The sequence below is a fragment of the Roseibium sp. AS2 genome (assembly GCF_038900065.1).
GTDB lineage: Bacteria > Pseudomonadota > Alphaproteobacteria > Rhizobiales > Stappiaceae > Roseibium.
In genome coordinates this window covers 28905-52668 of sequence record NZ_JBBMQN010000010.1, presented here as the reverse complement: position 1 = coordinate 52668, position 23764 = coordinate 28905, and the positions used below count along the sequence as shown (strand labels likewise).

Below are 23764 nucleotides of genomic sequence, written 5' to 3'. Positions count from 1 at the left end.
GGCCGCAGGTCTGCAATTCCAGCGGGCGTCAGATCAGGTTCGGCAACGGCGGCACGATGTCGTCGACGCGCAGTTCAAGCGTCATCAGATTCAACAGCGGCATGGGTTCCCTGGTCAGGTTCGACATGATGGTCAGGTTGAAGCCCAGCTTCCCGTCCTGACCGGACGGGGCATAAGCCTGTGACCAGTCCTGGATCGCGGCACTGAGGGTCGTGATCATGCCGGATATCGGCGGCGCCTTCTGGCCCGCACCGGTTCCCGGTACCGAGACAGTCATGGGAGGCAGCACGGCGACGGGGATGCTCACGGCCATCTTGTCGAGCCCGCCTGTGAACGCGTAGGAATAGCCCACATCGAACTGGATGGTCGCCTCGCCCTTGAACCCGCTCGCAAAGAGCGCCGTGAAAAGCGCGGTCAATTGCGCGTCGAGCGATCGCTGCACGGGAAGCCCGTCCGGCGATCCCAGCTTCGCGATGTCGACCGGCTGGCTGGTCGAGATCGTCGGGTGGAACGGATTGCCGAAGGAGACAGAGGGCGTCTTGTAGACGAACGGCAGGTTGATCTTGCCGCCGACGTCCTCGTTCTGGGTCAGATGGACGATCGAGATGGCATCCTGCTGATCGAGGATCTGGAGACCGGGCAGAACGACCTTGCGCGCGGCAATCCCCTGAAGGGCGGCGCCCTGAGCCCAGGCGTCGTCCGGACCGGACTGATAGCCATAGGCATAGATACCCTTGGCGGCATCGCTCAAGGCGGGCACGAGGATCTGTTGGTACCCGTCGATCCGGATTGCCGGATCGCCCGTCAGTTCCGGTGGCGGCGCGCCGTCCGTGGAGGTCAGCGTGACGATCCAGGCGGAGACGGGTGTGGAGTCGAACTCGAAGGTCTGCGCGCTTTCCTCGATGTAGAATGCGTAGCTGTCGGCGGAAGCCAGCGCCCTTTGCCGGGAGACCATTTTCAGGCTGGCGGTTTCGAGGGCGTCTTTCGCGATGGCTTGACCGGCTGTCACGCCGGCCGCCTGGGCGGCAATGTCGGTGGCCATCTTGTAAAAGGCACCGAGTGCGAGTGCGGCATCCTCGATCTTCTTCTGGTCGGAGGTGGCGGCACTGATCTGGGGTACATTCGCGTTGATCAGTTCGACCACCGCCGACTGGCTGGTGATGAATTGAGCCAGGCCCTGGAAGGCATCGGTCAGCGAGGCCAGCAACGCCGCGCCATTGTCCATCAGGTTGTAGAGAACCTCCGAGTAGACGCGGTCCTGGGAATAATGGAAATCCAGGCTGTAGGTCAGGCCATAGGTCCACTGGGTCAGGTCGGACAGGTGTTCGGAGGCAGGGTGCGTCGCGGCGCCCGTCTGGGCTTCCATCCTCGGCGTCGACGGGAAGCCCCGCAGCAGGATCGGTACCTTGAAGGTGCCGAGGTCGCCGGCGAGCGGCGCGAAAGCCTTGTCCACCGGCGACAGCCAGCTGGATGCGTAATAGTTTCCCTCGACACCGGGGACCGGAGCGATCTGGTGCTCCAGGGCCGCACCGGCATAGCGAAGGTCGAGTTCGATCTCGTCGACGACCGTGCCGTCGACCTTGAGCACCTGCGGCGACTGCAGCAGGAAGGTGACCGGCTGGTTGTCACCGTCGGCAAGCGGCATCTTGGGGGAGGTCAGGGTCACCAGGCTGGCGAGTTTCTGAGGATCGCTCACCCATTGCAGATTGCCGTAAAGCTGTGGTGTCTTCTCGTCCGGAGTTTGCGGGATGTTCGCCTTGACCTGAGCGCCGAAGCTGACGGCGGCGCGTGTCGTGTAGAGGTTCGACAAGCGTTCGAGCAGGCTCTGCCTCAGCGCCTCGCGCGCGGAGGCCAGACGGGTGCCGGGCTGGCCCTGGTAGACTTCGGCCATCAGGTTGGAGGCAATGCCGGCCAGGGTTTCCTTCTGGTCGGCAAATGCAGTGAGGAAACTGGTGACGCCAGCGGGCTTGTTTTGGGCGCACGCGTCGATCACCAGGATCGAGGAGGAGTATTCGGGCGACAGCAACGTGTCGAAAAAGGCGAAGAATTCCTTCACCCAGCGATCCGCATCGATCCCGGAGAACGCCTTGGAACCAGGTGTGGTGGTGAAGGTGTTTGTCGACGGTTGATAGTCGTCCAGAGACGTATAGGGATAAATGGGCACCGTGCGCGAGATCAGCGTGTTCGACACCGGCTCGGGTGCGAAGATTTCAGGCTGCGATGGATCCGCCACGGCGAAGCCGATGCCGGTGTCCGAAGCATTCTGTCCCAGGCGGACCGCCCAGACGGCTGCCTGTGTCACGCCTGCGCCGGGCGCGTAGCGGTTGGTGCCGGTGGCCACGCTCAGCGTGTTCTTGCCGGGGACCGAAAGCGTGTCCTCCAGCGCCTTGGCAAAACTCGCCAGCACGTTTCCATCTCCCGGAAGTCCGTCCGCGGCCGAGCCGACATCCGCGAGCGGCGCGATTTTGCTGCGGACGCTGCGAACGCCGGGAATGGCCGCGAAATCGCCTTCCGCGACACCGTTTGTCCGGGCGATCGTCAGGCCCAGTTCCAGTTCGAAGACCTCTGTTGCGGGAACCCGGGACTTCTTGTCCTGGACCGTGATCACGAAGTCGGCCTTGCCATCGAACTTGTCGGCGGGATCCGATCCGGTCTGACGCAAAAGGAAGGCCCTGATCGCCGTCAGCCAGGCCGCCAGTGTCGCAGTGTTGGAGGCGGGCAGGATCTGTGCCTCGGGAACCATTACCGGATCGGGCAGCAGGGTCGTGTCGATGCTGAAGCTCAGTCCGCTCGGATCCGCGATCTGGTTGAGGATCGCCGTGACCGTCTCCAGTCCGGCACGGGCCTTCGCTTTCCATCCGTCGGTCTTGTCGTTCAGGTCCGGCAGATAGGGCTGTGCGTCGAATGAAAGCCGGACCGACAGGACGAACGCATCGCCCGCCGGTTCGGTGTCGGCCACGGTCCAGTGCGCGCTGGTCGAGGGCCATTGCGCCACGCCGATCACCAGGTCGGTGTAACCGGTGAGGCTGGGCGTGCCGTTCAGTTTACCCGCCGCGGTGGTGTCCAGATCCACGTCGGAAACCATCTTGTTGCCGAACACGTCGTTCCAGCCGAAGGCCAGTTGCAACAGGCGTCCGTTGGCATCGTAGGGATTGTCTCCGACCGGCTTGTCCCTGGCGAGATCGACATATGGCACCGATGTCTCGAAGATCAGATCGTCGTCGGGCGTCATCTGGCGCGCGAACCGGATCTTGTCGTTCGTCGGGTGTGTGGTTTTGCCCTGTTGCGACAGCGGCAGGCCCAGGTTGGACGCGATGAAATCGGCGTTCGCCTCGACCCGGTAGGCCAGCAGCGTGTAGTCGTTCAGGAGATAGCCGGACGCGAAGCCCGGATCTTTCGGGTTGTCCGGGATCTCCGGCAAGCCGTCGCGGACCGCGGTCACCGGCTGCGTGCCTGCGGCCTGAGACCCGTGCTGGGCCAGCGGGCCGGTCATCAGCGAGACCTGCCCGCCGGTGGCCGGGAGGCCGGGACGGGCCGCGTTGGCGCCGGCCAGTGCGAGCGGCGACGTGCCGTAGAAGCTCGCGATGGATTGCAGGGAGGTGCCTCCCGGCGAGGTGCCGACAGTGCGGTCCACATCCGGCAGACGGATCGCCGTGCCATTGGGCAGCCCGTCGGTCCAGTATGCCGGTGGAACGCGCGGATTGGCGTCCCTGATGTCCTGCGGTTTCATCGCGAAATGGCTTGCGATGTCAGCCAGGTTGCCGCCGGGTGCGGAGCCGTCATAGGGAACCTGATAGACGGCATTGCTCAGCTTCAGGACGGCCCCGGCCGTCAGGCCCATGGCCGCTGCCGTCGTTTCGACCAGCGAAACCAGGGTGGAATTGTACCGTCTGACGATGCCGCTCAGGCTGTCGACGCCGGCGATCGCATGGTCGAGCCGGGTGCTGTCGGTCCTGGCCACCACATTGGTCGCGGACGTGTCGATCGGATCGCCCGTCGTGACGGCGTTCATCCACGGCTGCAGGCGCACGGTCGGCTGGTACTGGACGATCAGGTTCAGCTCCGCCTCGCCCTTGTCGTTGAAGGCTTCGTCCGGGAGACCCGACTTGCTGGCATCGTCGTAGTAATAGAGGAAGAAGCCGCCGTTGCGGGTGATGCTGGCTTCCCACAGCAGGCGAATCAGATCCGTCGGCTTGTTGAGCAGGTTGGCGGGAGCCGGTTCGGCCACAGCTTCGGCGATGAAACCCGCTGGCGGCCGCGTGGTGGTCGACAGGTTGGACTGGGAAATCCCGAAGCTGACGCCCGGTCCGACCTCGGCGCGCAAGACTTCGCCGGTGCTTTCGCTGGCGCTCTGGAAGCCGACGGCCATGGAGGCGAACGCGCTGTCCTGGGTGACATACTGCACGATCCGTTCCAAGATCACGGTGTCGTCGGCACTGGCGCCGGTGATCTCGTAGGTGTCTTTCTGGGCCGCGGAGGTCCCGGCGCCACCGGGCAGTTTCTTGACCACGAAGCGAATGCTCGAGGCCCAGCCGAAGACCTGCATGTCGGCATCCACCGGCAGACCGGTGGCCTGGTCGGTCGTGACCTTTTGAAGAACGAAGGCGGGGCTCGGCTGGGTGAGCAGGCCGCTCTGATCGGTGCCCAGAGACGACAGGCTGACCATCGAGCTGGGCAGCGGCCAGATCCGTGGAACCGCATTGTCCAGAACGGGGCCGTTCGGGAACGGGACCGCGGCCAGGCTCTGCCAGAGGATCGACGAAGACAGCGGGAAGCGCGCGGGTTCCTGATCGGCCCTGGCCGTGGCCGAGATACTGCGGGGACCGGCGGCCAGCACGTTCTTGCGGCAATAGTCGGAGACCGCCTTGAGCCGCTGATAGTTCTCGTTTCCGTCGGGCAGTTTTTCGTCCGGCGGCGTGACCTCGAAGGACAGCTGCGTCGCACCGCCCGCGAACGACAGCCACGGCACGGTGCCCGGAACCGTCAGGTTCAGAGACAACGGCGCCGTCGGCAGGGCCTCGACGCCGATCTGCTGGCCGGTCAGGGCATAGAGACCTGCAAAGTCCGGCAAGGTCAGGGTGCCGCCGCTGTCCGTCACCCACATGCCCGGTTCCTTCGGCGTGATCTTTGCCGTGGGCAGCCTCAGTCCGTGCAGGTAATAGCGCGAGGTCATACCCGACAGATGGCTGATGGTTCCCGTGCGCTGCACCTCGGCCAGCAGGGTGCTGACCGGGAAGCGGGGCAGGTAGACCAGGTTCAGCACCGTGTTCGTGCCCGCCTCGAAAAGACCCGCCACGTCACCGTTCCCGGTGCCCACGGGATTGGGGACGCTGCCGCGCGAAACGCCGGCAAGATCGTTGATCGTCAATCCGTGCCCGGCGGTGACACTGCCCAGGGTGTCGCCGGACTGGGTCGTGTAGCCGTGCGGCGGCAGGGTCAGGGCGCTCAACGGCAACAGCAGGCCATCATGTGTCAGGATGTCGGTTCCCGCCAGCATTTCCGCCAGCGTGGCTTTCATGCGTCCGGCCAGGATCGTCAGGGTTTCGGAACCGGACGTGACGTATTCTGCGCCCTTGTAGCTGATCGGCACGCCGGCGGTCAGGATCCCGGCGACGGTGGCGTTTTCGCTCGCAAGTTCGGTGGCACTGTAACTCTTGCCCTCGGCCAGCGATGTGAAAGTGTCCCCGTCCGACAGGGTCAATTGCACGAAGGGCAGCTTCATCACCTTGCCTGCGGCCAGGGCAGCGGTCTCGTTGCCCTTGAACAGATCGTAGAGCGAGAACGGCTGGCCAATCTTTTCAAGCTCACCGGTGGTGTTGACCCAGCTCACGATATCGTTCGGCAGCGCGGCCGGGGCGAGCGGATACTTGAAGTCGCGCAGCCCTTCGCGCATGGCCTGCAGCATCTGTCTCATGACCAGCACGAAATAGTCGCCCTGGATGAAACTGGCGACCGAGACATCGCCGGTACCGAGGACGACGGCGTCCTCGATCGGGTGTTCTTCTTTCTGGACCTGAACGGCGAGCTGATCGAAATAGTCCCGAAGCCAGCTGATGAAGTCCGGATCGACGGCGTTGTAGCCGCCGAAGGCGTAGTCGAGCGCGGCCTGGTTGCCGATCTTGGGGGCCTTGACACCCAGGCCCATCGGCATCGGGAAATAGGCCGCCTGAACCGTGTTGTCGTCGGTCGGCAGGCTGACGGTCATCTTGAACTGGCCGCCAAGGAACGTCTCAACGTCCGCCGAGGTGATCGGCATCGGATTGCTCTTGCCATCGCCGAGCGCTTCGATCAGCCCGGCGAGGTCCATGTCATCGACCTGAATGCCGTCGACCGTGTCGACAGTGACGTTCTGCTTCTGGATCGAGGCGATGGCCCAGCGGGCGACCATCTTGGCGAGCAGGTCGAAGGACGTGTCCGCCGCGGCGCCGGCGGCCCGCAACATGTTGGCGGGATCGTCTTGGCTGGCGGCGCCGGGTCCCTCGATGAAGAGGCTGGCGATATAGGCCGGGAACTGCAGTGCCAGGTTCGGCGCGCCGGTCTTGTCGAAGGCGCGGTCCCCCGCGACGGTCAGGCCGAAGCCCGCATAGGCGGTGAGCGGAGCGCGCTGTTCCGCCGGCTGGGGGTCCAGCCGCGACCAGACCGGTACGGTCGTTGCGAGCAGTCGCAGCCCGCGCGCGTCGAAGGCGTTGTGCGAGCGCATGTTCATGCGTTCGGCGAACGGGGCCAGCAGGCGTCCGCCATCGGTGCTCTTTTCGACCTGCCAGGGTGCGTCGGCGGGATTCTGCAGATAGCCGATTTCGAAGGTTTCGGTGATCTTCAGAGCGAAGCTGAAGCTCAGATGGATCTTGAACAGCCCGAGATTGATGGTGATGCTGGCACTGGCCGTGACCTCGGCCGACACGGTCACCGGGATCGGTTCGTAGGCGGCGAGCGTGATCTGGACATAGACCTTCAGCCGGATGTCCACGGAGGCCTTGACCACCACGAAGTCGACGGACCCGTAGACGTGGCCCAGGACGCCGAATGTGCCGCGCAGCCAGAAGAAATATTCGCCGGACAGCGCGAGGGCTCCGCCGCCGGTCGACACCTTGTCGTAGGGGTTCCACTTGGCGAGAATGCCCTCGATGATGCCGAAGACCGTGATGCTGAAACCGGCCTTGAGCACCCCGTATTCGATCGACTTGCCGAGGCCCATCTGCGCCCCGAAGCCGAAAACGATGTTTGGGTTGAAGAACCCGTTGGTGGCCTTCGGCAACTGGTCGACCGCGATCGCGGGAAGCTTGCCGAAGTAGAATCCGCCCGATCCAAGGACCGGGATTCCCGGCGGGATGATCGCCTCGACCGAGAACGAGCGCGAGAAATCCTCGTTCCACGGGAAGCCGATGTCGAACTTGAAATCGCCGTTGGTATAGATCTCGACCCCGAAGGTCGGCAGCGTGATCGTCACCGCGCCGACGTCGATGCGGCGCATGATCGTGGGCAGCACGATTTCGGCGGAGAACACGCCCAGGCCTTCGCTGAGCTTGCGGTACATGATCTGGAAATCGAGACCGGCGAAGATCTTGGCCGCCGGGGCGTCCTTGTCCAGGGCGATCCTCAATGCGTAGAGCGTGGGGTCGGTGAACACGATCTGCAGGGTGAACGTGTATTTTGCGCCGCCCTCTTCGGACACCAGGACGGTCAGTTCGCCGCTTTTCGACTTGGCGCTCTCGACTTTCAGGATGCCGAAATCGGTGCCGAACATCCAGTTGTTCGTCGGGTCGAAGCCGATCTGCGGCAATTCCCCGTCCTTGGGGACCGGCAACTCGCCCAGGATCTTGATGGCCTCGGGAACGGATTTCACCGCCTGCAGGCCAGTGACCTTGATATGCTGGCCCGCCGCGAGCAGGCGCAGGTCCAGATATTTGTTGCCGCCGCCGGGAGGCGCCGGTGTCTCGCTCGGATTGGCGGCATTCCAGCCAAGCTGATCGGTGGTATTGGCGCCGGCTTCCTCTGCGGAGACGAACTGCATCCACGGAAAACTGCCCTTGAGCGTGACATTCACGCTCTTGTCGGAGGGGTCGTACTTGATACCGAAACTGTCGATCCGCGCGAAGATCAGATCGATCGGGCCGATCTCGATGTCGAACTGGACGGTCTTGTCGGTGAAGTTCCAGATCAGCTTGAAATTGGACAGCTTGATCTTGTTCAAAAGGTTCCACGGCGCGCCGAGGCCGAATTTCGAGCCCGTCAGCCAGGAAATGAATATCTCGACCATCGACCCCAGCGTGGTGGAATCCGTGAAGGTCATCGTCGCCGTGTTGGTCGAACTGTCGATTTCGCCGTGCAGAATGCTCCAGTAGAACCCGTAGAGGCGTTTGTCGGGCGCATAGTTGAAATAGAGCTGCAGCTCGATGTTGTTCCAGACAATGTCGGCGGTCACGATGCCGTAGCTGCCGTCGTCGGCGGTCAGCAGCTCGGTTCTGCGCGCAAATCCGGTCAGCGGGATGAGCGCTCCGGCGTCGTTCAGGACAGGAACCAGCGCCCGGCTGCCCATGGCTGCGAACATCCGGGTGGTCTGATCGACTTTGCCGCGCCCGAAGCGTCCGGTGATGACGGTCTCGAAACTGTCGCCCAGGGGCGTGTTCCAGACGCGGATGGAACCGCCGACCATGTAGGAGGACGCCTTCGAGGGATCGGCGCCCTTCTCGGGGGTCTGGAGGCTGAAGGCCAGATCGGTAATATCCAGGTTCGGCAGCCCGTCGACCCACCAGTTGTCGCCCAGATACGCCTGGACGATCTGCTTGACGCGGATCGGCTTGTCGCCCTGCTTGCCGCTGAAGAACCAGACGCCCTTCTCGCGATAGGCCGCAGTGATCGTGAACGGGACGGCAAGGTCGGCGCCGGAGTCGGTCTTGAAATCCAGTTTTGTGTTGGCTGTCAGCGCGCCGGTCACCGCCGTCTGTTTCTCGGTCTCGCCCTGCTGGCCCTCGACGATCAGGAAAACGTCGGTCAGCGCGAAGCTCGCAATGCCCAGGCTGAGTTTCCAGACCGTGTCGTCCATGGTGAGCCCGCCGCTCACCTTGTAGATGGTCGCCGCGCCCTTCTCGCCGGGAGTGACCGTCATGTCGAAGCTGGAGACGACGGCGGCCAGATTGATGGTGTAGTTATCGGGCAGGAAAAACGTGACGAGATCACCGACCGGAATGGGCGGGCCGCCGTCTTTCAGTCCCGCGGTGACGGTCAGTTTCGGGTAGCTGACGGTGACGTCCACGCTGCCACCGGCAGAGCCGATCACGACATTCGTCGACGCCTTCCAGGTGATCTGCCGCGCGCCTGTCGGCTCGATCAGGCCGATGTCGAAGGCCAGCTTGCTCAGTTCCAGCTTGCCGAACAGCGGCCAGGGCTTGTTGTTTTCCAGCGTCAGCTGAAAGCTGTTGATCTGGCTGGCCTTGAAATCGTAACCGAATTTCAGCTTCCTGAGTTCGATATTGGCCACAGAAGAGATCTGCGGCGGCAGCGTGGTCATGAAATTCAGACCGCCGAGCAGCTTGAACAGGTCGTCGAGCGAAGGCGGATTGACCGAAAAATCGCCATCGATGACAACCTTGCCGTCAGCCGAACTCGGGAACGCCAGATCGAACGACACCGGGTTGCCGCCGATCTCGATCTTCGACGAGATCGTGCCGTGCATCCGGTTGTCGTTGCCCGGGATGGTCGCGTCGACCTTCAGGCAGTCCAGCTTGAACCACTGCACGCCGGCCAGGGAGACTTCCCCCACCGAGAGCGAGAAGGCGGCATCGATGTCCTTGCCGTTCTCGTTCATCGTGAAGACGACGGTGGCCTTGAGCGGAATGCCCAGGAAGTCCTGTGTCCGGCCGGTCACGGTGATCTTGTCGCGCGAAGCCGGGAAGGTGACCTGAACGGGCGAGGTCGGCGAACCGATGTTGAAATCGCTGCCCTCGATCACTGCGGTGAGAAACTCGGCGAAGGGGCCGTCCGGAATGACCGTCGGGATCAGCGACAGAACGCCCTTGCTGATCGCGTTCTCGATCTGCTGGTAGAGTTTGTCGAGCGGGGTGTCGCCCTCTTCCAGAGCCGCCACGGCCAACCGGCGCAAGGCGTGAGGTGCCCCGCCGGCATCCTCCACCTGGGTTGTCACCAGGAAGACCAGCGCCTGCAGGAGCTTGTCATTGGCGCTGGCACCGTAAAACCGTTCGATCTCCTCGAAGTATTCGCTGAAGCCTTTGGCACCTTGCGTCATCTGGCCGATCACTTCGGACAGCGCAACGACTAGATCGCCTTTCTTCGAGCCGGTTTTGAAATCGTAATAGCCCAATTGAATATTGTCGTAGGTCAGGGACTCCAGTTCTGCCGCCCTGGCGCTGATCACGGCGGCACGGTCCTCCGACCCATTGCCGAAGGCAGACGGATAGGAATTGATTTTCTGGGTGTTGAGCTTGAAAAACGGTTTGCCCAGATTCAGAGCCAGATTGGCCGTGCCCTGACCTTCGAACATGGACGGGATACCGGCTATCGAATAGAGATAGTTGAAGGCATCCTGGGGCATCAGCGGGGCGCCGATGACCAGAACGTCCTTATCCGTCAGGGTGGCGATCAGGCTCTCAAGCTCGGCCGGTTCCATGGTCGGCGCGATATGGATGCGGCCTTCCTTGCCAGTATCCGCATCCGGCCGGACCAGGCCGTTCAGATAACACCAGGACTGGACGTTGAAGAGGGTCTCGTCGAATTCGTCCTCTTCGGATTCGTAACCGTAGCCGAAGTCGTCGTCTCCGCTGCTGTCGCTGTCGCTGCCGCCGCTGCTTTTGGACGGCGGCGGGGCCGGCCTGACCGGCGGCTGGCCGGCGAGCGGGTAGTAGGACGCAATTCTCTGCCAGGTTGTTTCCTGGAGATTGCTCAGAATCGCTATCACGACCGGGGCCTTGCCGATCGTACCACTCGATTGCGCGAGCGCATTTGCCGAAATGTACTGGAAGGCGATGTTGGTGGCGGTTCCGGTGACCGGATTGCCGAACGGCTTGTCATAAAGACCATAGGCCGGGGCCATGGTGATCTTTTTCGCGACCGCGGCTTCCGAGAGGACCTTGCCGACGGCAATGCTGTTCCGGTTGGTCAGATTTTCAGGAATTTCGAGGAGTTGGGTCCAGTTCGGCACCGCTGGTTGCGCCATGGCGAACGCCCGGTAGGTATAAAGCTTCCCCTGCAGGCTTGCCTGTTGCGGCAGCACGATCGGTTCATCCGCGTCCTTGGCAAGCAGCAGGCTGCGCGGGTTGTCGACCCGGTTGACGATCTCCCACATGTAGGGCTGGACCTGGAGATAGAAATCGACCTTGAACACGTCGGCAAGATTCGGATCGGCCTCGCTTTTCATCTCCGAACCGCCGTTGATACAAAGCGGCAGCTCTCCTTCCAGACCGGTCACCTTCCGTTCACCGTTCTCGGTGTAAGGGAAAAACGTGATCACGGTCCCGGGAGCCAACTCATAGGGCTGGGGGTTGGCGGGATCGAGGCCGGGCAGCAGAACGGCGAGCTTCTCCAGCACCGTCATTGCCTCGTGTCCGGTGGTGTCGTAGATCAGTTCGATATCGTTCGTGAAGCTGAGCTGAAGCAGGCGCTTCATCAGGTTGACCGTATTGGCCTGGTTGCCGAAACCCTTGGCGTTGTAGACGAAATAGCGGAGCTTGCTGTCGCCGATCCACGTCTTCAGTTTCGTCAACCCCTCGGCTGACAGGTTGGTGTTGGTTGCTTCGGCGGAAGCCGCGAAATCCTTGATCAGATCGGCGAGCGAACGGCCGTCGGCAAAGACACCAAATCCCGGTTTCGGCTGCACGTTCATGGCTTCGTCCCCCCGGTTTCGGCGTCGTCCTGCTTCTTCGGCTCGTTGTTGTAGGCCGCGTACCAGCCCAGTCCTGTCTTGTCTTTGGCACCCGGATCGGCGTCGCCGAACAGGTAGAAGGCGGTGCTGCCATTGGGCGGCAGTTTCAGGAGCCCCATGAACTTGATGGCGATTTCGTTCAGCAGCAGCATGAACTGCCTGTCGGCGGGCCCTGCAAGCGCGGTTCGCGGGACCAGAGGGTGCAAGGTTGCCGGGTGCAGCAGGGTGCCGGGCTTGTCCTCGTACAGCAGCTGGATCGTTCCGTAGGACATCGCCAGAACATTCTGCAGGCTGATCAGAGGGGCGCCATTCGATGTGCCCGGCATGTGCAGCCCGGTGGTGGCGCGGTAGTTGATGACGTTGTTGACGTCCGGTCCCGCAGTGCTGTCGGGGGCCCAGGCCAGCAGGAGATAGGCGTTCAGCCCCAGTTTGCCCGCCAATTCTCCCGCCGATCCCAGGTTCAGCCGGAACTTCAGGCCGTTCCAGGTCTTGCCGAGGCCGCCCATCCGGGCATTCGTGACCACATCGAGATAGCCGAGCGCTGCCGGGCTGTCGCCGTCGGACGGCCCGCTGACCAGGCCTTCAAGGTCCAGCGAGAACGCTTCGAACAAACTGCCGGGACGCGGCGTGCTGGCCTGAATGTTGAACCCGATCTGCGAGCTGTTGAAGTCGATGATCCGGTTCCTGACCACTTCCGGCGGTGCGTCCGGATCCGGTGTATCGAACGACATCTCGAGCCCGAGCTTGGAAAAGCTCAGTCCCGTGCGCGGCTGTTCCTTGCCGGTCTCGCCGCCGAACGAATAATAATCGACCGGCTCGCTTTCGATCGTTTTCATCACGTGGAAACCGAGAAAGCCGTTCAGGGAGAACCATATCTGCGTGCTCGGCGGGCCGGGCGCGATCGTCAGCATTTCGGCCGAAATGATCTCGACTTTCTCCAGAACATTGTTTGTCATGTTGTAGATGAAGTCGCCGGCGGTCTTCATGCCGTAGGTCGGCTTGTCGTTGTTGTCCTGGAAGGTCCCGGCAAGGACGACCGAGTTGTAGGGATTGCCGCCTGTGCCCATATCGGTCACCAGGCTGCCGAACAACCGGTTCATGGTGAGCTGGGTATAGCTGGAGAAGGTCTTGACCGAAGTGTTCTCGAACAGGACCTTCAGCGTCAGCGTGATGAAATCGTAATCCGCGGCGGGCTGGGGCACGACCGGCTGTACCGGTTCACCGGTCTTGGGGGGCACATAGGCGCTGTCTTCGTAGTAGATCAGCCCATAGACCGAACTCTGCCCGTCGATGGAAATGCCCCCGCCATCCGGATCGCTCCTGATCTGGCTGATCCGGATGGCGAAATGGTGGGCATAGTAGCGGTCCACATCGCGAACGCCCGCGGAGATGCCGGCCAGATCCGACGGCGGACTGACGATCTTGGCGCGCAGGACGATGACCCCGGTCCAGTTCTCGTCCCGGGCGATGTCATTGAAGGCCCTGAAACTCTCCTTGTCCGGCTGGGCCAGGGCGTCTTCGAAATAATCCTGCAGCCATTGCGACAGATTGGTCAGCTGCGCGAAATCCGGCGTGTCGCTGCGCTGGAGCGTTGTCGGTGCTGCGAACACACCCGCCGACGTCCATTTGGACGGGTTGGCGACCAGGTTCTGATCCTTGGGAAGATCGGGATCGTAGAGCCTGCCGCGCCTGCCCTTGACGATCATCACGTTGGCGTAATCGCCGTATTGCGGCGACTGGCCGATGTTTGCGCCGAGCGTCCAGCCGCCGATATTGAGCGTGTTCTCGAAGCTGCCCCCGTCGCGCACCAGATGCTTGTCGTTGGCGACCACCAGGAACAGGTCATTGGTCTGGAAAGCACCCTGGAGCGCTTCGGTCGGCTTCTCGAAGGCCATCGTGCTGGCCTCGGGTGTGGTGATCTGGCCCAGCAGAATTTCAAGCCAGTCCGCGCTGCCGCCTGCCGTGTCGATCGTGGCGATCAGTCCCGAAGGGGTCGTGAACCGGGTCTCGCCATCGCGGGCGCCGGACGCGGCAAGCCCGCTGAAATGGGCCTTGCCGGAAGCGTGGGCCCTTGCGGACAGCACCGCGTCGCCGGTCGGAGGGCCGATTTCCCCGCGGCGCGTGGGCCCTACGATCATGCTTTCGAAATCGCGGCTCTTGTCTTCATCGAACCCGGTCGGCAGGCTCGACGGCTGAAAGCCGGCATAGGGCACCATCGGAAAGGCGATGCTGCCGTCCGAGGGCAGTTTCTGGCCCGGGTCGACGTGGCCAAGGACATCCTTTTGCTTCGCCCAGACAAAGGGATCGTAGCCGAAGAGCGCGGCGCCGGCCGGCTGTGCGGCGTAGCTCGCCTGACCCGCGGCCGGCGGCATGATGGCCACCCACGATGTGGTGTATTCGCTTGTGAGCAGCGTCAGTGTGTCGGTCTGCGGCCCGGTGGGCGAGGCGACGATGGGCGGAAAGACATCCGTATAGGCGGGCTTGTAGGGAAAAAAGCGCATGCGGGCGGCGGTGTCGGCCGATTGTCCGGGCAGAACCGAAACAAACTCGGCCCCGGAAAGGCCGCACAGCAGTTCGGCGGTGGTGCCGTTCGGTCCGGGCGGCGTGTCGATCACGAAATCGCCGAACGGTCCGGCATGAAAATCGACCGTGGTCTCTGAGACACGCTCGCCGACCGAGAAGATGAAACCTGCGGTCGCGAGGCCCGGCCCGTTCGTGTCCGTGCCGACCGGATAGAGGGTCACCTTGTCCCCGCTGACCGTCCGGTAGTGCGAGCGCAGCAGCGTGCGGGACCTGTCGATATTCGATCCGGTGAACCAGAAACCGGAGCGGGGTGCGTCCGATGCCGTGCCATTGAGCGGCACGACCGTATTCAGCGTGTCGGCCAGGTCGAACCGGGCCGAAAAGCCGATCATGTCGCTGCCGTTCTCGACTCCCGCCAATGGAAGCCATTCGGAGGATACGCCCGTTGCCGAGCGCTCTTCTTTGCTGATGAAATGAAATCCCCAATTCCATTCGTCGTTCAACGACCGGCGCTCGATATAGGGAAGGAAACCGATACATCCGCGCGAGGGACCGTCAAAGGGAATTTCACCGGTTCTGGCATCCAGCATCCTCGGTGCGTCGTCACCGGAAAAACCAATGCCGCTGCTGCTGCTGCCCGTAAGCTGCACGGTGGTGTCGTCCAGGAGGGACACTTTCATGCCGCTCGCGACCGACATCGACATGGCAGACACGATCAGGCCGTTGGAGAGGCCTGACGCCAAAGAGCTGCCGTCGCTCGCCAGGCCCAGATACGGGACCAGATCCCGATCCGTCAGGGTCTCAGGGTCGCTGATCCAGATGAAACCCCGGCTGGCAGGCGCACGTGCGGCCAGAGACCAGATCTTGCGTGCGAAAGCTCCCTGTGCCGTAGCGTCGCCGATTTCGAGCGGCTTCGGTGAAAAGATGAAAATTCCGGCAAGAGAAGCGTTGGTGAGCGCCTGTTCGATGCTCAGCCTGTCGTCGCCGGACGTGGCGCTCGCTCCCAGCAGGAACGCGGCCGCGCCGACGGACCCGGAGTTGTCCGCCATTATGTAATAGGATGGAAATCCGTTTGGTATGCGGGTGAAATAGGCCATGGATGCCTCCCCCCAAAGGCGAGCTCCGGACAAAACCCTCCCGTGTTCCGGGGAAGCCCCGGAACCGGCAAAGTCGTAAATGCAGCTGCGGGTTCGCCGCCCGGCGTCAAACGGTGAACGTGCTCGTGGCGGCCAGAGCTGACTGTTTCAGATTCGACGGGTTCGCGTCGTAGCCGGAAGCGAAAAGGCCGATTGCATAGGTCGTGCCGCGCAGGATCTGGATATTGTTGAACGACACGGTCCCCGATGAATTCGAACCGGTGACCGGTGCGTACCATTTCGGCGGCTGCGAATAGGAGGCGGTCTGGCCTTCCCAGACACCGACATAGGACAGGGCCTTTTCCGGATTGAAGCCGGCCAGCATGTCGAACTTGGTCACCAGAGACGTTGCGCCGAAGGTCTGCTTCGACACGCTCGGGCTGAAGACATTGCCCTGCTGCTGGGCTTCATCAGCCTGTGCCTCGGACGCGCCAAGTGCCGGAATGAAAACGGAAGCGACGACGTTCGGATAAAGCCAGTTCTGGTCGCCTTTCGGGCCGACTGCATAGCCGATCAGATAAGAAAGCGTCGTCACATCGAGATCCACGAACGAGGCGTCGCCGCTGGGTGAATTGTTCCCAATCGGCTGGGACTTTCCGGCAGAGGACCAGGGCACCTGGTTTCCGGACTGCCAGATCCACAAGGAGTTGCCGAAGCTATTCGGCTGGTTGCCGTTCGGCGTGTCGAACGCGACGCTGATCTGTTTTGCACTGACATTGGTCGTGTTGACAACGACGGTCTGCGGAGCCGGGCCTACGAACAGTCTGCTGACGGGGGCGTCTGACATTTATCTTTCCTCCAGAAACATGATTTTCTCGACCCGGCTCGCGGAACCGCTCAACGGGATAGACGGCTCAAGCGATGCAAACCCGCATGTCGTGGAAACTCGGGTTTGCAGGCAAATTGCTTGTATTTCCTTAGCGTACACTAATCAGTTGCGGACACAAGAATTACCTAATGATTTTTTTAGGAGTTAACCTAAGGTCGGAACGGTCTGTGGGTCTTTTTTTCTGTATTCGCGCAGAGAATCCAGCTATTTGCGTGTTGCTGTTCAGATGTGGAGTGAAGTAAGAGGGAGGATAAGTCCGCTGCTCATGCCGTGCGCTCAAAGACCGTCATGCTGGCGAGGCGGTCCAGCCGCAACGCGTCTTTCTTCTCGGAAAAGCCGCTTGAGAACAGTCCGAGAGTATAGGGGGTTCCCTTGGTTATCTGGAGCCCGTCCAGCGCAGCGTCGCCGGATGAATTCGTCTGGATGATCGGTGAAAACCAGGACGGGGGAGTGGTGTAGGTCGCGGCCTGGCCCTCCCAAAGCCCTACCCAGGAATTCGCGGCCATCGGATTGAATCCCGCCAGGAACGCGTAGTGGAAAGCCACCGTGTTCTGGCCGACATATTTCGCCTCGATGCTGCTGGTGCGTGTGTCCGTTTCCCTGCCATTCCGGGCTGCCGCCGGAATGTAGGCCGAGGCCACGACATTGACATAGGGAGACCAGATGTTGTCGGTCGCATCGGGCCCCACCGCATAGCCGAGGACATAAGCGGCGATGGTAATCCGGGCGTCGAGCGACTGGTCACCGGAAGAGGTGTTGCCCAGGATACCCGCGTTGGTTTGAGGTGTCGCGTCAAAAGGCACGCTGTTCGCGGAAACGGGCCAAAAATGAACGGCGTTTTCGTTGTCATGCGGTTGATTGCCGCTAGGCGTCCCGTATTTGAAAACGAGCAGTTGTCCGGTGACATACTCAATGCTGACTTGAGGCGATAGGACCGTTTGCTGCTGCACCGCCTTCAGGACATCGGTGCTTCCGGCCCGCATATCGGTCCGCAGCTTTCTCAAGCCGTCCTGCTGTGCCGACACGGTCATGCCCTCATCCATCCGCACTGCACCTACCCTGTTTAATCCAGTCGTCAGTTCCGTTTGAAAGCAAATCGGACCTTTGTATCGTGAGGGCGATATTACAGAAACGGGGGAAAGAAGCGAGATACCAGAAACCATGGCGCCCGCCAGGTTGCAATCGGGGTATTCCGGCCCCCGCCAGGACCAATCGCTCTCAAAGGGGCGATAAGGTCAAAAAGGTTGAATTGATATCATCGCAAACCTTTTGCGGGTGTTTTTCTTGTTGGAAAATTTTTTGTTGTATTTCGGTCAATAAATCTTGTTTGAGCTCGTGTCTTGAAATTGACACAAGTCTGTCCGGAAAGCGCGCTTGGTGGTCTGCGAACCTGATTGACGTTGCCCGCCGCTCCGGTGCCATTTCAAGCCATCTAGTGACCGGATGGATTGCAGATGACTTCAGACACCGAAGCGGTCGCGCAGGCGGTAGACCAGCACCGAGGGGGCAAGGAACCAGGGCTTGCCCGAATAGAGCGGACGTGTCGGGAAGGGGATGCGTTCAAAGGCCGACGGGGCTTTCTCGCGGCCGGCCGCCTTGCGGCCGATGCGCATGCCCAGATAGCTGGCCATGCCGACGCCAGAGCCGCAATAGCCGCCGGCGAAATAGAGCCCGTTGTCCTCACCGGCATGGGCGAGGGCATCGAATGTGTAGCCGACAAACCCCATCCAGGCATGGCTGATCCTGACGCGCGCCAGTTCCGGGAAGAGGGCTGTCATGTCCCGGTGAAGTTTCAGCGCGCTGTTGCGGGGGTCGGTTTCATTCAGGGAGACCCGGCCGCCGAAGAGGATGCGTTTGCGGTCCGGGGACAGGCGGTAATAATAGACCAGCTTGCGGGTGTCCGAGAGCACCCGGTCCGTCGGAAACAACCGGTCGACGGTTTCTTTCGGAAGTTCCTCGGTGGCAATGACATAGGACCCGATCGGGATGATCCGGCGCTGGTGCCAGGGGGACAGCGGCCCGGCGTAGCCATTGGCGGCTAGGATCACCTTGCCCGCCTTCACCGAGCCTTCGCTGGTCAGGACCCGGAAGCCGGTCGCCCGGCGCTCGATGTACAAAACCCGGCAAAGACCCTTCACCAGCGCACCGGCGCCGATGGCCTTGCCGAGCAGGGACGGATGATACCGGGAAACGTCGATGCTGCAGTGACGAGGATAGACGATGCCGCCGTGATAGGCGTCCGTACCGAGTTCCGATGCCATGTCGCTTTTGGGAACCATGAAGGTGTCCGTTTTCCAGACCGGATGTCCTTCCGCGCACTCCCGGGCGAGCGTTTCGTAGAGACGGGGCTTGTGGGCGCCGTGAAACCGTCCGGTTTCCCGCAGGCCCATGTCGATGCCGTCTTGCTTTGACAGGGCATGCATGTGGTCGAGCGAGGCCTGGCCCTCCTCGCACAGGCTGGTGGCAAGCTCCTTGCCATAGCGGCGCGTGAGTTTGGCAAAGGAAGGTTTGAGACTGGTCGAAAGCTGACCGCCGTTGCGCAGGCTGCAGCCCCAGCCGGGCTGTTCGGCGTCGAGCACCAGTGTGCCCAGTCCTTCGCGCGCCGTTTCCAGGGCCGCGTTCAGGCCGGTGTAACCGGCGCCGATGATCAGTGTGTCGATCTCCTCGGGCAGGGGCGCCTCGTCGAGGGGCACCTTTGGCGCCGTGTCCTGCCAGTAGGGGGTCGTCTTGAACCCGTCGGCGAACAGTTCTCGTGACATCGCTTCTCCTTCACGCGGCCCGTGTGTCTTCAAGGATCAGATCGGCGCCCTTTTCCCCGACCATGATCGCGGGTGCGTTGGTGTTGCCCGAGGTCACTGTCGGAAAGATCGAGGCATCAACGACACGCAGGCCGCCGACACCGTGGACCCTCAGCCTCGGATCGACGACGCTGTCCGCACGGTCGGGACCCATGCGGCAGGTGCCGACCGGATGAAAGACCGTTGAACAGCGGCTGCGCACGTCTTCCAGCATGTCCTCGTCGCTCCGGACAGAGGGGCCGGGCGCGATTTCCGCTTCGATGACGGCCTGCAACGCGGGACTTGCCGCGATCTTGCGCAGCAGCTTGCAGCCCTCGATCATCTCGGTGAGATCGTGGTCGGTGCTGAGCGAATTGGGATGGATTTCCGGGGCGTCGAACGGATCGGCAGAGCGCAGGCCGACATGTCCGCGGCTGGTCGGGCGGGTCGGCTGCAAGCCAAGCAGGAAGCCGGGGAAAGGATCCGGATTCATCAGGGGACGCTGGCCTTCGGGCGCCCTTGTGTAGCTGACAGGCGAAAAATAGATCTGCATGTTCGGCCGCGCGCATTGCGGATTGCTCTTCAGGAACCCGCCGGCCTGGTTGAGGCTGAGCGACAGCGGGCCACCACGGGTCAGGGCGTAGCGCAGTCCTTGCGCCAGCTTGCCCCACCAGGGATGAAGCTGCTGGTTCAGGGTCGGCAGCTTCGAGCGATAGAGATAGTCGAGACCGAGGTGGTCCTGCAGGTTGCGGCCGACGGCGGGCGCGTGCAGGACCGGAGCAATGCCCTTGGCCTTCAGGGCCGTGCCGTCGCCGATGCCCGACAGCATCAGGATCTGCGGCGAGTTGACGGCGCCAGCGCTCAGGATCACTTCCCGCCGGGCGCGAACGGTCTTTTCCGATCCGCCCCGGCTGTAGACCACGCCGGTGGCCCTGCCGTCTTCCAGGATCAGCCGGGTGGTGTGGGCACGGGTCCGGATGCTGACGTTGCCGCGCTTGCGCGACCGGGCGAGGTAGGCCCGTGCGGTCGACATGCGCAAGCCATCCCTGGCGGTGATCTGGTAGTATCCGACACCCTCCTGGTCGGCGCCGTTGAAATCCGGATTGACGCGGAAGCCGGCCTGCTCGCCGGCTTTCAGGAACTGTGCGCACAGCGGATGGGCGCTGTCTGTCATGCTCGACACATGCAGCGGGCCGTCGCCGCCCCGGTAGTCGCAGGCGCCGGCCTCGTTGGTTTCGGAGCGCTTGAAGTAGGGCAGCACGTCCGGCCAGCCCCAGCCGGTGTTGCCAAGGGCTTTCCAGTCGTCGAAATCGGCATGCTGGCCACGGATATAGACCATCGCGTTGATCGAACTGGAGCCGCCCAGGACCTTGCCGCGCGGCCAGTAGCCCGTGCGGTTACCGAGGCCGGGATCCGGCTCGGTCCGGTACATCCAGTTGATGTTGCGATTGTAGAAGGCCTTGCCGTAGCCGATCGGCATCCAGATCCAGACATTCAGGTCCGAGCCGCCGGCTTCCAGCAGGCAGACGGTGTAGCGGCCATCTTCTGACAGACGGTCGGCGAGCACGGCACCGGCCGATCCGGCGCCGACGATGACAAAGTCGAACTCCGTCATGGTGTCTCCTACCCCTACGATCTAGTTCGCCGGCTTGTCGCGCTGGACAAGGATGGACAGGAGCGCCAACAGGCCGGAGCCGACCATGAGAACGAAGGAGACCGCGTTCAGAACCGGTGTCGAGCCGACCTTGGCCATGCGGTCATACATGGTGATCGTCAGCGGTGCCTCCGAGCCGACGAGAAACAGCGTGGTGTTGAAGTTCTCGAAGGAAACCAGGAAGCCGACAATGCCGGCGGCGATCATGGCCGGACGCAGGAAAGGCAGTGTGACCGTGCGCAGAACACGGGCCCGGGTTGCCCCGAGGTTGAAGGCGGCTTCCTCCATGGTGGCGTCGAATTTCTTCAGCCGTGCGGTGATTACCAGCGAGGTGATCGTGGTGATGAAGGAAAACTGTCCCAGCACCACCAGCAGGAGACCGGGCCTGAGGAATTCCAGGTCCAGGCCGTAGCGGTCTTCCATGAAGTTCGCCGTGTCGCTGGCGAGCACCAGGATGGATATGCCGAGGATCACGCCGGGGATCACCAGAGGCAGCACCATCAGGATGTAGAAGAAATTCTTGGCCGGAAACTCGCCGCGCACGAACAGGAAGGCGTTGGTGGTGCCGACCAGGACGGACAGAGACGCCACGAAGATCGCGATCACGAAGGAATAGTAGAGACCCTGAAGCAGGCGCCGGTCGTGGAACATGCCGAGTTTCGGTTCGGTGTCGGAAAAGAACCAGTCCAGCGTGAACCCCTGCCAGGGCAGGGCCGGGAACAGGCTGTCGTTGAAGGCGAAGGCTCCGGCCGAAATCAGCGGCGCGGCCAGGAAGACAAAGAACGCGGCCACATAGAGTCGGTAGCCGAACAGGAGGGGAGAGGTCTTTTGCATCTTCGCCTCCTCAGCTCTTGGCGACGGTGTTGGCGAGGGTCTGGCCGCTGAGCCTGAGCCCGAGCCAGATGACGGCGGACGTGAACACAAGCAGCAGCATGCCGAAGGCGGCGCCGCCCTCCCAGTTGAAGCGGGTGATGAACTGGTTGTAGATCTGCTCCGTGAACCAGCTCGAATTCTTGCCGCCGAGCAGGATCGGTGTCAGGTAGGACCCCGCGGTCAGCATGAAGGTGACGATGCAGCCGGCGACGATGCCCGGCATGGCATAGGGAATGATGATCCGCCGCAGCACGGTGAAGCTGTTGCCGCCGAGATTGTAACCGGCCTCGATCATGGCATTGTCCATGCCGTCGAGCGTGGACACCAGCGGCACGATCATGAACAGGATCACGGTGTAGACGAGACCGACGATGACGGCGGCGTCGTTGTAGAGAAACTCGATCGGCTGGCCGGTCAGCCCGGTCCACAGCAGGAAATTCGAGATGATGCCGGTTTCGCGCAGGAGCAGGATCCAGCCGAAGGAGCGGATCAGGTCGCTGACCCACAGCGGAATGAGGCAGAGCAGGAACAGGCCGCCCCGGGCGCGCGGGCCCGCGATCTTGGCGATGTAATAGGCGATCGGGAAGCCGATCAGCAGTGCCAGGGCCGTGACCAGCAGCGACATGGAGCCGGTTCTGAGCAGCGTGTTCCAGTAGATCGGTTCGTTGATGAATTCCAGATAGTTGGCGAAGCTGTATTCATAGACGCGCGGAGCCACCTTTTCCTTCAGCGACAGCAGCACCATGCCGATATGCGGCAAGAGGATCAGAAGGATGATCCAGAGGGCGAAGGGCGCGAACAGAAGGATGAGCGACAGCCTCTTGATGTCCCTGCTGCGCATCACGCAGTCTCCTGGCGGGCGAAGCACATGGCCTGTTTCGAGGACCAGACCAGACGGACGTCCTCGCCGGGTTTCAGATCGTTGTCTCCGGTGATCGTCACATCGGATTCAACCAGTTCACCGCTGTTCGTGCGCACCAGCACGCGGCTGTTGGCGCCATTGAAAAGCAGGCTGTCAACGACACCGTCGAGGCTGTTGCCGTCTGCCGGTGCGGTTCCGGCTTCAGCGGCCCGGACCGTTCGAATGAACTCCGGACGAACGAATATGTCGACCTTATCGCCGTCCCTGGCTGTCTGGCTGCCCGCGGAGCTGAAACTCATGGCCAGACCCTGATCGGTTTCCACCTTGCCGCCGGTGCCGTCGCTGGCCTTGACGGTCCCGGACCAGCGGTTGCTGTCGCCGACGAAGCTGGCGACAAAGGCGGTTCCGGGACGGTGATAAAGTTCCTGGGGCGCGCCGATCTGTTCGAACTTGCCCTGATTCATGATGGCGACATGGTCCGACATCACCAGGGCTTCCGACTGGTCGTGGGTGATATAGATGAAGGTGGTGTTGAACTGGTGCTGCAGCAGCTTCAATTCGATCTTCATCGCCTCGCGCAGCTTCAGGTCGAGCGCGCCGAGAGGCTCGTCAAGCAGCAGGACGTCCGGGTCGAGCACCATGCAGCGGGCAATGGCGATGCGCTGCTTCTGGCCGCCGGACAACTGGTGGATTTCGCGCCCGGCAACATCGGGCAGGGCGATCCGGTCCAGGACATCATGAACCTTGCGTCTGATTTCGGCCTTGCCGAACCCGGCGCAGCGCAGGCCGTAAGCGATGTTTTCGTAGACATTCATCATCGGGAACAGCGCCAGGTGCTGGAACACCATCTTGACATTGCGCCTGTTTGGCGGAACGCCGAGCACCGACTTGCCCTTGATCCTGATGTCGCCACCGGTGGGCTCCTCGAAGCCGGCGATCATGCGCATCAACGTGGTCTTGCCGCAGCCGGACGGCCCGAGAATGGAAAAGAACGAGCCGCTCGGAATTTCGAACGATACGCCCTTCACGGCCTTGAAGGTGCCGAATGTCTTGGCAATGCCGCGACATTCCAGGTCGTAGCTCGGGGTATCTTGAATCATGAATGCGCGCCAACTCAAAGGGACAGTAAGGTGGGGGGATGCCGTGAAGGCGGCATCCCCCGGAAGGATTTTTTCAGGCCCCGGAGGGTTTGCAGGCCCCGGAAGGATTTTGCAGTTTTTTTGACAAGGCGCCGC

At 62.2% G+C, this 23764-nt stretch carries 9 protein-coding genes; all 9 read right to left on the bottom strand.

Annotated elements, in window-relative coordinates; all coding sequences use genetic code 11:
- Positions 1-28: 28 nt before the first annotated feature.
- The 9 genes from WNZ15_RS23920 to WNZ15_RS23880 all read right to left on the bottom strand — a co-directional run bounded on the left by WNZ15_RS23920 (position 29) and on the right by WNZ15_RS23880 (position 23629).
- On the bottom strand, positions 29-11836 hold the full coding sequence (locus tag WNZ15_RS23920) for a hypothetical protein (protein ID WP_342895556.1): 11808 nt from the start codon (positions 11834-11836) through the stop codon (positions 29-31).
- Entirely contained in the window at positions 11833-15495 is a 3663-nt protein-coding gene (locus tag WNZ15_RS23915) for a hypothetical protein (protein ID WP_342895555.1), read from the bottom strand. The genes WNZ15_RS23920 and WNZ15_RS23915 overlap by 4 nt, the downstream gene beginning before the upstream one ends.
- A 106-nt stretch (positions 15496-15601) precedes the next feature.
- Positions 15602-16321, bottom strand: coding sequence for a hypothetical protein (locus WNZ15_RS23910; protein WP_342895554.1), 720 nt, complete (start codon positions 16319-16321; stop codon positions 15602-15604).
- A 305-nt stretch (positions 16322-16626) separates the two neighbouring features.
- Positions 16627-17526, bottom strand: coding sequence for a hypothetical protein (locus WNZ15_RS23905; RefSeq protein ID WP_342895553.1), 900 nt, complete (start codon positions 17524-17526; stop codon positions 16627-16629).
- A 297-nt stretch (positions 17527-17823) separates the two neighbouring features.
- Positions 17824-19122 (bottom strand): FAD-binding oxidoreductase, encoded by a 1299-nt coding sequence (locus WNZ15_RS23900; protein ID WP_342895552.1) that lies wholly within the window; start codon positions 19120-19122, stop codon positions 17824-17826.
- A gap of 10 nt (positions 19123-19132) precedes the next feature.
- Positions 19133-20755, bottom strand: coding sequence for a choline dehydrogenase (locus tag WNZ15_RS23895; protein ID WP_342895551.1), 1623 nt, complete (start codon positions 20753-20755; stop codon positions 19133-19135).
- Between the two features lie 21 nt (positions 20756-20776).
- The gene (locus tag WNZ15_RS23890) at positions 20777-21628 is read right to left on the bottom strand and encodes an ABC transporter permease (RefSeq protein ID WP_342895550.1); all 852 of its coding nucleotides are present in this window, start codon (positions 21626-21628) and stop codon (positions 20777-20779) included.
- A gap of 10 nt (positions 21629-21638) precedes the next feature.
- Positions 21639-22508, bottom strand: a complete 870-nt coding sequence (locus tag WNZ15_RS23885) for an ABC transporter permease (protein WP_342895549.1) — start codon at positions 22506-22508, stop codon at positions 21639-21641.
- Complete coding sequence (locus WNZ15_RS23880; RefSeq protein WP_342895548.1) at positions 22508-23629, bottom strand: ABC transporter ATP-binding protein; 1122 nt, start codon at positions 23627-23629, stop codon at positions 22508-22510. Before WNZ15_RS23880 ends, WNZ15_RS23885 begins: the two co-directional genes overlap by 1 nt.
- Between the last annotated feature and the right edge of the window lie 135 nt (positions 23630-23764).

Bases quoted from the DNA above. Each gene is read 5' to 3' on its own strand.
- WNZ15_RS23915 (WP_342895555.1), bottom strand. From the start codon at position 15,495: ATGGCCTATTTCACCCGCATACCAAACGGATTTCCATCCTATTACATA.
- WNZ15_RS23920 (WP_342895556.1), bottom strand. From the start codon at position 11,836: ATGAACGTGCAGCCGAAACCGGGATTTGGTGTCTTTGCCGACGGCCGT.
- WNZ15_RS23910 (WP_342895554.1), bottom strand. From the start codon at position 16,321: ATGTCAGACGCCCCCGTCAGCAGACTGTTCGTAGGCCCGGCTCCGCAG.
- WNZ15_RS23900 (WP_342895552.1), bottom strand. From the start codon at position 19,122: ATGTCACGAGAACTGTTCGCCGACGGGTTCAAGACGACCCCCTACTGG.
- WNZ15_RS23905 (WP_342895553.1), bottom strand. From the start codon at position 17,526: ATGGTTTCTGGTATCTCGCTTCTTTCCCCCGTTTCTGTAATATCGCCC.
- WNZ15_RS23885 (WP_342895549.1), bottom strand. From the start codon at position 22,508: ATGCGCAGCAGGGACATCAAGAGGCTGTCGCTCATCCTTCTGTTCGCG.
- WNZ15_RS23880 (WP_342895548.1), bottom strand. From the start codon at position 23,629: ATGATTCAAGATACCCCGAGCTACGACCTGGAATGTCGCGGCATTGCC.
- WNZ15_RS23895 (WP_342895551.1), bottom strand. From the start codon at position 20,755: ATGACGGAGTTCGACTTTGTCATCGTCGGCGCCGGATCGGCCGGTGCC.
- WNZ15_RS23890 (WP_342895550.1), bottom strand. From the start codon at position 21,628: ATGCAAAAGACCTCTCCCCTCCTGTTCGGCTACCGACTCTATGTGGCC.